Below are 11,170 nucleotides of genomic sequence, written 5' to 3'. Positions count from 1 at the left end.
GCCGATTCTCGCACTTGGGTTTTCCGGAACGGGAATTTACCGTCGGTGACATGACGACTCGCTCCCCGGGGCCCCCTCCGGGACCCGACCGCTTCCTGAACGACCGCTCCGCAAAGGGAATGCGCGTCACGCGCGCCGGGGCCCGGCACGTTGCCGAAAGGCGCGGGGAAATGCCGCACCCGGCGATCGGTACCGCCCGGCAGGCCACGGTATGACCGGGGCGGCCCTCGCCCCGGTCCGGCCGCTGGTCCTGCGCCCGGACGTCGACGACGTCGGACTGGTCCTCGGCGACGCGCCGGGCGGCGCTCCCGTCATGGTCGGGGGCACGACGGTCCCGGCCGCCACGGACATCCCGGCCGGACACAAGGTGGCGGTGCGCGCGGTCGCCGCCGGACAGCCGGTCCGCAGGCACGGCGAGGTCATCGGGGTGGCGCTGACCGGCATCAGACCCGGCGACCACGTCCATCTGCACAACCTCGGGCCCGGCCAGGACCATCCCGGTGAGCGCGGGTGGTCCGCCCCGCCGGCCTGGTCCCCGCCGACCGCCCCGACCCGCGACCACTTCCTCGGCTACCGCCGCCCCGACGGCCGGGGCGCGACCCGCAACTACATCGCGATCGTGCCCACCGTGAACTGCTCGGCCACCGTGGCCCGGATGGTCGCGCAGGCCGCGCAACGCGAACACGCCGGCGTGCCCGGCCTGGACGGCGTCATCGCGCTCGCCCACGACCTGGGCTGCGGGATGGCCGAAGGGACCCCGGGCGACGGCCTGTTGCGCCGCACGCTGCACGGATACGCCACGCATCCCAACGTGGTGGGGGCGGTTGTGGTCAGCCTCGGCTGCGAGATCAACCAGCCCGGGAACGCCCTCGGCGACGTGGCGGACACCACCGTGACCATCCAGGACGTCGGCGGCACCGCGGCGGCGGTGCGGGCGGCCCTCGCCCAGGTCGCCGAACTCGTCGCCGAGGTAAGGACATTGCGCCGGGAACCCGTTGCGCTGGCCGAACTCACCCTGGGACTGCAGTCCGGCGACGGCGACGCCTGGTCCGGGATCACCGCGAACCCGGCGGTGGGCGTCGCCGCCGATCTGCTGGTGGCCGCGGGCGGGCGGGTGATCCTCGGCGAGACACCCGCCCTGCACGGCGCCGGGCACCTTCTGCGCCGCCGGGCCGCGACCTCCGGCGTCGCCGTCCGTATCGACGAACTCCTCGCGTGGTGGCGGGAGTACGCCGCCCGCGAAGGCGCCGGCCCGCACGGCGAACCCACGCGGGAGGACCGGGCCGGCGGCATCACCACGCTCGGCGAGAAGTCGCTGGCCGCCGTACTGAAGGCCGGCACCGCCCCGGTGGAGCACGTCGTCGGGTACGCAGATCCGGTGACCGGAGCAGGGCTGACGCTCATGGACACCCCCGGGCACGGCTCGGTCTCGGCGACGGGCATGGTCGCCGGGGGAGCGACGGTGCTCGCCTCCGTCACCGGCAGCGGCTCGCTGTTCGGCTCCCGCCCGACCCCGTGCGTACGGATCAGCACCACCACCGGGCTCTACCAGGCCATGAGCGGCGACATCGACTTCGACGGCGGACGGGCGACGGCCCGCCCGGAACACGTGACACACGGCCGGCTGCTGTTCGAGGCACTCGTGGACACCGCGTCCGGACACCCGACCACGGCGGAGCAACTCGGCTTCGGCGCCGAGGAGATCACGCCGTGGCGGATGGGCGCGGTGCTGTGACCGCCACTCGCTGACCCTTCCTGTCCTGACCTTTCCTGCCCTGCTCTACCCCGCCCCGCGCGAATCGCCGGAATAGCGAACCGTCGCCTCCGCGGTGCGGTGCAAAGGCATGCCCGCCGCTTGGCGACGGCGGTGGGCAGGGCGGCTATCCGGTTAACGGATTGACGCCTGCTGAAACACGAACTTCACACCCGCGACCCCGGGGCCTAGCGTCGATCGCATCCTGACGAGCGGGAATTCGACGCCGGGAGAAGAGCGGTACCAAGGGCCGTCCCCTGCCATTCCCTTCGGCATGCACGAGGGCGCGACGGCGGAAGGACGCGAGCCCGCCGACGTACACAGGACCGGAACTCCACGGAGGAAGCATGTCTGAGCACTGGGGGCGGATCGGCACATCGCAGCCGGCCACCGCTTGCCCGGCTGACGCGACGGCGGGCTGCGCGTCGCCGGCGCGGGCAACCCCGATCGCCGGGATTGCGAGCCGAGGATGACCGGCCGGGCGCCGACGCTCGCGGTGCGCAACGTGTCGAAGTCGTTCGGTGGCGTCGCCGCGGTCCAGGACGTGTCCTTCACCGTCTCCGGCGGCGAGGTCGTCGCGCTGGCCGGGGAGAACGGCGCGGGCAAGTCCACGGTGAAGAACCTCATCGGCGGCATCCTGCGGCCCGACGCCGGACGGGTCGAGTTCGGCGGGGCCGGGCCCGCCGCCGGCACGGGCGGCGCCAGGCACTCCGGTGTGGCCACCGTCCACCAGGAGACCAGCCTCTTCCCGGACCTGACGGTCGCCGAGAACATCCTCATCGGGCGGCTTCGCACCGGGCGGTCGCCGGTCGTACAGCCAGGGCGGCTGCGGCGGATCGCGGCCCCCCTCCTCCAGCAGGTCGGAGCCCGCTTCGGCCCCGACGCGGTGGTACGGGACCTGGCCGCCGGGCAGCGCCAACTCGTCGAGATCGCCAAGGCGCTCGCCGCCGACCCGCGCGCCGTCGTCTTCGACGAGCCGACCGCCTCGCTGAACCTCGACGAGCGCGAGCTGGTGATGCGGATCGTCGAGCAACTGCGCGACGACGGAGTGGCGGTGCTCTACATCTCCCACTACCTGGAGGAGATCGCCAGGCTCAGCGGGCGGGTGGTCGTGATGCGGGACGGACGCGTCGTCGGCGACCGGCCGACGGCTGAACTGGACCGGACCACCCTCGAATCGCTCATGGTGGGCCGCGAACTGGCCCGGGGACATCCGGCTCTTCCACGGCCCCGGCCCGACGTCATGCTGTCGGTACGGGATCTGGACGACAACGCGCGGGTGCACGGGATCTCGTTCGACATCGCCCAGGGGGAGATCTTCGGACTGGCGGGACTCATGGGCTCCGGCCGCACCGAGGTCGCCCGGGCCGTCTTCGGGCTCGGCGGCAAGGCGGGGCGGATCGAGGTCGACGGGAAACCGCTGCGCCGTGGCGACGTGCGGGCCGCGATAGCGGCCGGAATGGCGTTCGTCACCGAGGACCGGGCGCACGAGGGGCTGTTCCTCGACCGCCCCATCCGGGAGAGCCTGTCCAACGTCGTGCTCGGCTCGGTGTCCGCCTCCCGGTGGGGCGGTTGGCTCAGGAGCGGCGCGGAACGCCGTCTCACCGGGGAACTCGCCGCCAAGGTGCGGCTGGTCGCGCGCGGCGGGCTGGAGTCGGGCGGCCGTTCGCTGAGCGGGGGAAACCAGCAGAAGGTCGTGATCGGCAAGTGGCTGGCCGGCAGACCCCGGCTGATCATCCTGGACGAGCCGACCCGGGGCATCGACGTGGGCGCGAAGGCGGAGATCCACCGGCTGCTCGTCGACCTGGCCCGCGCAGGTTCCGCGATCCTGCTGATCAGTTCGGAGATGGAGGAGGTGCTCGGCCTCAGCCACCGCGTCGGGGTCATGCACGACGGCGCCCTGGCCGGTGTCCTGGACCGCTCGCAGGCCACCCAGGAAGCGGTCATCCGGCTCGCCACGGGGGGCGGGCGATGAAGCCGGCCACCCGGGTCCGCGACATCCGCGACATCCGCGATGTCCGCTACGTCCGCGACGCTCTTCTCGCCGGTGTGCGGCGGCAGCCGCTGCTGCCCGTCCTCCTGGTCCTGCTGGCCGCGCTGTCCGTGTCCTACGGCGGTTTCGCCGGCACCGCGAACTTCCGCAACATCGCCGTCCAGGCGAGCCCGTTGACCATCGCCGCCGTCGGCGCCACCTACGTGATCATCACGGCGGGCATCGACCTGTCCGTCGGCTCGATGCTCTTCCTGGCGGCCGCCATCGAGTCCAGCGACGCCCTGTCCGGCGGACCGGCCGGCCTGGTCTTCCTCACGGTCGCGGCGGCCGGCGTGGGCATGGGGCTGGTCAACGGCGCCGCGGTCGCGACGACCCGGGTGCCGGCCCTGGTCGTCACCCTCGCCACGCTCCAGGTCTTCCGCGGCGCGGGCGGGCACATCACCGGCCAGCGGAACATCACCCTGCCGGCGAACCTGCGCGGGATCGGCACGGCGACCGCGCTCGGCGTCCCCGTGCCGGTATGGCTGGCGGCGGGCACGGCCGTCGGCGCGGGACTGCTCTTCAGCCGCACCGTGTTCGGCAGGTACCTCCAGGCGGTGGGCTCCCATCGGGAGGCGGCCGTGCACGCGGGCCTTCCCGTGCGGCGGGTCACCGTCGGGGCGTACGCGCTGGCCGGACTGCTGGCCGCGCTCGCCTCCCTGACCCAGACCGGCCGCCTCGGCGCGGTGCAGCCGTCCATCGGCCAGGGGTACGAACTGACCGTCGTCACCGCCGTGGTCCTCGGCGGCACCAGCCTGTTCGGCGGCCGGGGGAGCGTCACCGGCACCGTGCTGGGCGCGCTCGTCCTCACCACCGCGCAGACCGGCCTGGTGTTCTCGGGAGCCTCGCCCTACGTCTTCGACATCGTGCGGGGCGCGGTGCTGCTCGTCGCCGTTCTGGCGGCCGCGGTGCGGTGGCGGGAGCTGGTCCGGGCGGTCGCGCCGGCCGGTGGCGCTCCGTGGGGCAGGGGCCGGACCGAGCCGGCGGAAGCCGGCGCAACCATGATGAAGGAGTTCAGATGAGACGGTACCCCGTTGCCCGATGCGCGGCCGTGGCCGCCATGGCGACCCTGGCGCTCGCGGCCTGCGGCCCTACCTCCACGTCCGGCTCGGGAGCGGCGTCGGGAAAGGGCCACGGCACGATCGGGGTCAGCTTCGACCTGCTCAACGCGGTCCGCACGTCGGAGAAGTCGGCCATCCAGAAGGCGGCCGCCTCGGCCGGCTACAAGGTGGTCTTCGACGTCGCCGACCAGGACGCCCAGAAGCAGGCGTCGCAGATCCAGGACCTGATCCAGACCCGCCGGGTCGACGCCCTGATCGTCATCGCCCAGGACGGCAAGCAGATCGCCTCCTCGATCAGCCTGGCCAAGGCCCGCCACGTCCCCTTCGTCACCATCGACCGGGCGGTCGCCGACGAGCAGGACGTCTCCTTCCAGATCACCGGAGACCCCAAGGCCGACGGCGAGTTGGCGGCGGACGAGTTCATCGCGGCGGCCAGGACCAAGCCGCTGAAGGTCCTCGAACTGGTGGGCGCGCTGACCGACCAGAACGCGATCGGCCGCCGGGACGGGTTCGGCGACACCCTCAAGGGCAACCCGAAGGTGACCGTGGTGAGCCAGGTGCCCACCAACTGGGACCCGTCCCAGGCGCTGGACGGCACCTCGAACGCGCTGCAGAAGAACCCCGGCATCAACGCGGTCTTCGTCCCCTCGGACTTCCTCCTGCCGTCCGTGCAGTCGGCACTGACCACCGCCAAGCGGCTGGCACCGGTCGGCGACCCTCAACACGTCTTCCTCGTGACGATCGACGGCGACCAGAACGGCTGCAAGGCCATCCGCGCCAAGACCCTGGACGCCGACATCGCCACCCGCGTCGACCAGTTCGGCAAGGAGGCCGTCACGTCGATCACCACGGCGCTGGCCGGCAAGGACGTCGTGCCCAGGACGGTCCGCAGCGCCGGCGTCACCCTCGACCAGGCCAACCGCGCGGCCACCGAGTCCCGGGTCTGGGGTTGTGGTGGCTAGCTCCAGGACCGGTGAGGACCCGGCGCACGCGTCCGCCCCCGTGACCCCGGCAATCGACACCGACGCCGACGCCGGACCGCGACCGGCGCCCCTGGCCCGGCTGCGCGATCCGGCCCGCCGGCCCGCGTGGTTCGCGGACCTGTCGATGCTGCCGGCCCTCGCCGTGCTGATCGTCGTGCTGAGCGTGACCACCGACGGGCTGCTGACGTCCTCGAACATCATCAACGTGTTCAGCCAGTCGACCGTGGTCGCGATCGCGGCCATCGGGGCGACCTTCGTCATCCTCACCGGGGGCATCGACCTGTCCACCGGGAGCGTGATCGGGGCGAGCGGTGTCGCGGGCGCCTGGGTCATCACCACCGTCCACAGCGTCCCGGCGGGCATCGCGTTCGCGCTCCTGGTCGGCGCCGGCATCGGGGCACTGGTGGGCCTGCTCGTCGCCAGACTGCCCGTCGTGCCGTTCGCGGTCACCCTCGCCGCGCTGTACGTCGTCAGCGGCGGCACCACGCTGCTCAGCCACGGCAGGACCATCGCCCCCGTGCCGGCCGGATTCATCGACTTCAGCATCGACGGTCCCGGCGGCGTGCCGTACGCGGTGTGGATGACGCTCGGGCTGTACGTGTGCGCGCAGATCGCCTTGACCCGTACGGCCTGGGGACGCCGCGTCATCCTGCTGGGCGCCAGCGAGGAGGTCGCCCGTGTCAACGGCGTCAGCGTCGGCCGGGTGAAGGTCGGCGTCTACGCGGTGGCGGGCCTGTTCTCGGCGCTGGCGGGCGTCGTCCTGACCTCCGAACTGGCCGGGGCCGGCGCGAGTATGGGCAGCCCGTTGCTGCTCAACGTCGTGGGCGGAGTCGTGCTGGGCGGGACCAGCCTGTTCGGCGGCCGGGGGAGCCTGCTGCGCACCGCGACAGGGGTGCTGTTCCTCGGGTTCCTCTCCAACGGGATGAGCCTGCTGGGACTGGCCTCCTACGACCAGCAGATGGTGACCGGCGCGCTCATCTTCCTGGCCGCCAGTGCCGACGGCCTCGCCCGCTGGGTGCGGCCGCGGACGGCCGCCGCCTGACCGGCGGGACGGTGGGCCGGGTGCTTCCGCGGCCGCCTTCTCCCGACGCCGCCTTCGGCCGGCCGATCCGCATACCGGAGGACGCTCTTCCGCCGGACGCGCTGTCGGCACGGAGAACCGCTCCCTATGATCGGGACTACGGCCGCGGCCGTACTCCGGTCCCTCATTGTTCCTTGTCCGCAACCGGCCGGCAGGAAGCCGGCACGGACGTGTGCGATTGGATTCCGGGTGATTGACGATCCACACCAGCAGTTGGTCACTCCGCTCGTCGCCCGTCCCGGTCCCGACAACGTGGGACTCGTCCTGGCGGACGTCGCCGCGGGCACGGAAGTCGCCGTCGACACCGGCGCCGTGCCCGCACGCGGCGACATCCCGGCCGGCCACAAGATCGCGCTGAAGGCGATCGCGCGCGGCGCCGCGGTGCGCAAGTACGCCGAGACGATCGGCCACGCCACGGCGGACATCGCGCCCGGGGACCATGTGCACCTGCACAACATGGGGGTGGGGCGGGAGCCGGCCGCCTCGTCCGCACGCGGTGCGGCGAAGGCCGGGTGGCAGCCGCCCGCGGCGCCCACCCGCGAGCACTTCCTCGGCTTCCGGCGCCCGGACGGGCGGGCCGCCACCCGCAACTACCTCGCCGTGCTGCCGGCCACCGGGTCGTCGGCGACCGTGGCGCGGCTCGTCGCCCAGGCGGCGGGCGCGGCGCACGCGGGCCGGGCCGGCCTCGACGGAGTCGTGGCCCTCACCCACGACCTGGGCCGCGACACGCCGGACGGTGGCCCCGGCGCGGACATCCTGCGCCGGACCCTGCACGGCTACGCCGCCCACGCGAACATCGCCGGCGTCCTGCTGGTCGGGCTGGGGGGCGAGGCCGGCCAGGTGGAGAGCGGCCTCGGGGCCGCCCCCGTCGAGGAGTTGACGATCCGGGACCACGGCGGCACCGCCGCCGCGGTGGCCGAGGGACTGCGCCGGATCGCCCGCCTGGCGGCCCTGACGGCGCGGCCGCGGCGCGAGCCGATCCCGGTGTCCGAGCTGGTCCTCGGCCTGCAGTGCGGCGGCAGCGACGCCTACTCGGGCCTGACCGCCAATCCGACCCTGGGCGTGGCCGCCGATCTGCTGGTGGCCGCCGGCGGCCGGGTCGTGCTCGGTGAGACACCCGAGATCCACGGCGCCGAGCACCTGCTGAAAGACCGCGCGGCCACGCCGGAGCTGGCCGGGCGCATCGACGAACTGCTGCGCTGGTGGCAGGAGTACACCCGCCGCAACGGCGCCGCACTGGACGACAACCCGTCCGCCGGCAACCGCGCGGGCGGCATCACCACCATCTGGGAGAAGTCGCTCGGCGCGGTGCTGAAGGCCGGCACCAGCCCGCTCAACGCGGTGGTGGACTACGCCGAGCCGGTCACCGCACCCGGCCTGACCTTCATGGACACCCCCGGGTACGACCCGGTGTCGGCAACCGGCATGGTCGCCGGCGGCGCCAACCTGCTGGCGTTCACCACCGGTCGGGGCTCGCTGTTCGGCTCCCGCCCGGTGCCCTGCGTGAAGATCAGCACGACCACCCGGCTGTTCCGGCACATGACGGGCGACGTCGACTTCGACGCGGGACCCGCCCTGTCGCACGCGGAGCAGGTCCGCCACGGCACCCGCTTGTTCGAGCTGCTGGTGGACACCGCGTCGGGACGGTCGAGCAAGTCCGAGGAACTCGGTTTCGGCGCGGAGGAGATCGCGCCCTGGCGGATGGGAGCCGTACTGTGACGGACGTTTTCTCGCCCGGTCGGTACCGGTTGGGGGAAGGGCCGCTGTGGGACGCCCGGACCCGCACGCTGTACTGGGTGGACATCGTGGCCGGGGAGATCCTCAGCCGGACGGAGGGCGACGACGCCCCGCACGTCCTGCGGCTGGGCGTGCAGGTCGGCTGCCTCGGGCTCACCGAGGACCCCGGCGTCCTGGTCGCGGGCCTGCGCGACGGCTGGCACCTCGTCGACGTGCGCACCGGACGGCGGCGGCTGCTGGCCGACCCGGAGGCGGACCGCCCGTCGTGCCGCTTCAACGACGGAGGCGTGGATCCGACCGGACGCTTCTGGACCGGGTCGCTGGAGGACAGCGAGTCCGGCCCGGACGGACGGCTCTACCGGCTCGACGGCGACGGCACCTACCGCACGGCCGACGAGGGCTTCCACTGCTCCAACGGCATCGACTGGTCGCCCGACGGCCGGCGGATGTACTTCGTCGACTCCCGGCAGCACCGCATTCACACCTACCGCTTCGACCTCGCCGACGGCTCGATCGGCGAGCGCGAGGTCTTCGCCGACACGACCGGCCTGGACGGCGTCCCCGACGGGCTGCGGGTCGACGCGGCCGGCGACGTGTGGTGCGCGTTCTGGGACGGCGCCCACCTCACCCGCTTCGCCCCGGACGGATCGGTCCGCGAGAGCGTCGCGCTGCCGGTGCTGCGGCCCACCAGCGTCGCCTTCGGCGGCCCCGGCCTGCGCACGATGTACATCACCTCCGCCTCGCACGGCCTCACCGACGACCAGCTCCGGCAGTGGCCGCTGTCCGGCGCCGTGCTGCGCCGCGAGGCCACCACACCCGGGCTGCCCGGACACGTCTTCACCACCGCCCTCACGATCGAAGAAACCGAAGAAGCAGGCGATCAATGAGATTCACCGACAAAGTCGCGGTCGTCACCGGTGCCAACTCCGGCATCGGCCGCGCCACCGCCGTCCGGCTGCTGGCCGAAGGCGCCCGCGTGCTCGCCGTGGACCTGCGCCATGACGAGCCCTGGCCCGAAGCCGGCACCGACCGGTTGCGCACCCTCGGCCTCGACATCGCCGACGAGGACGCCGCCGACGTGCTGACCGCCACCCTGCGCGAGGGCTACGAGCGGGTCGACGTGCTCGCCAACGTGGCGGGCGTCCTGCACATCGCGCCGTTCCTCGACGTGCGCCGCGCCGACTGGGACCGCGTCATGGCGGTCAACCTCACCGGCACGTTCTTCCTCGCCCAGGCCGTCGCCCGGATGATGGTCGAGGCGGACGTCCGCGGCCGCATCGTCAACGTCTCGTCGGTGCACGCGGTGGTCTCCGAACCGAGCGCCGCCCCGTACACCGCGACCAAGGGCGGCCTCGAAGCGATGACGCGCACGATGGCCTCCGAACTCGCGCCGCACGGCGTCACCGTCAACTGCGTGCGGCCCGGGCCGGTGCGCACCGGCATGAGCGCGCCGATCTACACGGCCGACGTGGAGCGGGCACTGGCCTCCCGGGTGCCCCTGGGCATCGCACCGCCCGAGTGGATCGCGGCGGCGATCTGCTACCTGGCGTCCGACGAGGCGTGCTTCACCACGGGCGCCTGCCTCGACGTCGACGGCGGCTACGCCATGGACGGCGCGCTGCCCGGATTGGCGTACACGTGAGCGCCGCGCGCCCGCGGGTCGCGGTGGTCACCGGCGCGGCCTCCGGCATCGGCCGGGTCACCGCGCACCGGCTGGCACAGGCGGGATACGACCTGGCGCTGATGGACGTCGACCGGGACGGCCTGGCCCGGACCCGCGCGGAGATCGAGGACGCGGGCGGCGCGGCGCGGGCGTTCCCCGCCGACCTGCGCAACCCGGACGAGGTCGGCTCGGTCACCCGTGAAGTCGCCGTCACCCGCGGCGCACCCGCCCTGCTGGTCAACGTGGCGGGCATCGGCCTGGCCGCCACGGTGCTGGAGACCAGCGACGAGGACTGGGACCGCGTGCTGTCGGTCAATCTCACCGGGCCGTTCCTGACCGCCCGCGCGATGCTGCCGCTGATGCTCGACAGCGGCGGCGGGGTGATCGTCAACGTCGCCTCGGTCGCCGGCCAGGTGGGCCTGCCGCGGCGGGCCGCGTACTGCGCCTCCAAGGCGGGGCTGGTCGGCCTCACCCGGGCCATCGCGGTCGACCACGCCAAGGACGGCATCCGGTGCGTGGCGATCTGCCCCGGCACCGTGGCGACGGAGTGGGTCGACACGATGGTGGCGAACGCACCCGACCCGGCAGCGGCCCGGCAGGCCATGGCCGCCCGGCAGTTGGACGGGCGGCTCGGCTCGCCCGAGGAGGTCGCGGCCACCATCGCGTTCGTTGCGGGACCCGAGGGCCGCTTCATCAACGGGACCGCGCTGATCATCGACGGCGGCCTCACCGCGGCCTGACGGCTCCGGCCCGGCCCGGCCGTCCGCGAGCACATCCCTAGAGGCGTCGGCGTCGGCGGGGGTAGCTTGGCCCGCACACGAAAGGAACTCCAGTGACCCTTTCCACCGGCGACGATGGTC

Annotated in this window: 9 protein-coding genes; all 9 read left to right on the top strand. The window is 73.4% G+C overall.

Annotated features, from left to right (window positions below; genetic code table 11):
- Window positions 1-211: 211 nt before the first annotated feature.
- The 9 genes from ACIPAE_RS07455 (at window position 212) to ACIPAE_RS07415 (ending at window position 11,050) form a co-directional block, all read left to right on the top strand.
- On the top strand, window positions 212-1,735 hold the full coding sequence (locus ACIPAE_RS07455) for a UxaA family hydrolase (protein ID WP_402443528.1): 1,524 nt from the start codon (window positions 212-214) through the stop codon (window positions 1,733-1,735).
- A 487-nt stretch (window positions 1,736-2,222) separates the two neighbouring features.
- Window positions 2,223-3,728 (top strand): sugar ABC transporter ATP-binding protein, encoded by a 1,506-nt coding sequence (locus tag ACIPAE_RS07450; RefSeq protein ID WP_402443527.1) that lies wholly within the window; start codon window positions 2,223-2,225, stop codon window positions 3,726-3,728.
- Window positions 3,725-4,807 carry an ABC transporter permease gene (locus tag ACIPAE_RS07445; protein ID WP_402443525.1) on the top strand — a complete coding sequence of 361 codons (1,083 nt, stop codon included), beginning with the start codon at window positions 3,725-3,727 and terminating at the stop codon, window positions 4,805-4,807. The genes ACIPAE_RS07450 and ACIPAE_RS07445 overlap by 4 nt, the downstream gene beginning before the upstream one ends.
- Window positions 4,804-5,808 carry a sugar ABC transporter substrate-binding protein gene (locus ACIPAE_RS07440; protein ID WP_329373337.1) on the top strand — a complete coding sequence of 335 codons (1,005 nt, stop codon included), beginning with the start codon at window positions 4,804-4,806 and terminating at the stop codon, window positions 5,806-5,808. Before ACIPAE_RS07445 ends, ACIPAE_RS07440 begins: the two co-directional genes overlap by 4 nt.
- Window positions 5,801-6,871, top strand: a complete 1,071-nt coding sequence (locus ACIPAE_RS07435; protein WP_402443523.1) for an ABC transporter permease — start codon at window positions 5,801-5,803, stop codon at window positions 6,869-6,871. The genes ACIPAE_RS07440 and ACIPAE_RS07435 overlap by 8 nt, the downstream gene beginning before the upstream one ends.
- 228 nt (window positions 6,872-7,099) lie before the next feature.
- The gene (locus tag ACIPAE_RS07430; protein ID WP_402443521.1) at window positions 7,100-8,629 is read left to right on the top strand and encodes a UxaA family hydrolase; all 1,530 of its coding nucleotides are present in this window, start codon (window positions 7,100-7,102) and stop codon (window positions 8,627-8,629) included.
- Window positions 8,626-9,534 (top strand): SMP-30/gluconolactonase/LRE family protein, encoded by a 909-nt coding sequence (locus ACIPAE_RS07425; protein ID WP_402443519.1) that lies wholly within the window; start codon window positions 8,626-8,628, stop codon window positions 9,532-9,534. The genes ACIPAE_RS07430 and ACIPAE_RS07425 overlap by 4 nt, the downstream gene beginning before the upstream one ends.
- Entirely contained in the window at window positions 9,531-10,289 is a 759-nt protein-coding gene (locus ACIPAE_RS07420; RefSeq protein WP_402443517.1) for an SDR family NAD(P)-dependent oxidoreductase, read from the top strand. Before ACIPAE_RS07425 ends, ACIPAE_RS07420 begins: the two co-directional genes overlap by 4 nt.
- Window positions 10,286-11,050: an SDR family oxidoreductase gene (locus ACIPAE_RS07415; protein WP_366411601.1), complete on the top strand. Its 765-nt coding sequence runs from the start codon at window positions 10,286-10,288 to the stop codon at window positions 11,048-11,050. Before ACIPAE_RS07420 ends, ACIPAE_RS07415 begins: the two co-directional genes overlap by 4 nt.
- Window positions 11,051-11,170 lie beyond the last annotated feature (120 nt).

The organism is Streptomyces sp. NPDC087270 (genome assembly GCF_044744625.1).
Lineage (GTDB): Bacteria > Actinomycetota > Actinomycetes > Streptomycetales > Streptomycetaceae > Actinacidiphila.
The sequence above is the reverse complement of the archived record's forward strand: the minus strand, read 5'-3'. Positions and strand labels throughout refer to the sequence as shown.

Excerpts from the sequence above, each read along its gene's own strand:
- ACIPAE_RS07440 (WP_329373337.1), top strand. The coding sequence starts at position 4,804 with ATGAGACGGTACCCCGTTGCCCGATGCGCGGCCGTGGCCGCCATGGCG.
- ACIPAE_RS07445 (WP_402443525.1), top strand. The coding sequence starts at position 3,725 with ATGAAGCCGGCCACCCGGGTCCGCGACATCCGCGACATCCGCGATGTC.
- ACIPAE_RS07450 (WP_402443527.1), top strand. The coding sequence starts at position 2,223 with ATGACCGGCCGGGCGCCGACGCTCGCGGTGCGCAACGTGTCGAAGTCG.
- ACIPAE_RS07455 (WP_402443528.1), top strand. The coding sequence starts at position 212 with ATGACCGGGGCGGCCCTCGCCCCGGTCCGGCCGCTGGTCCTGCGCCCG.
- ACIPAE_RS07420 (WP_402443517.1), top strand. The coding sequence starts at position 9,531 with ATGAGATTCACCGACAAAGTCGCGGTCGTCACCGGTGCCAACTCCGGC.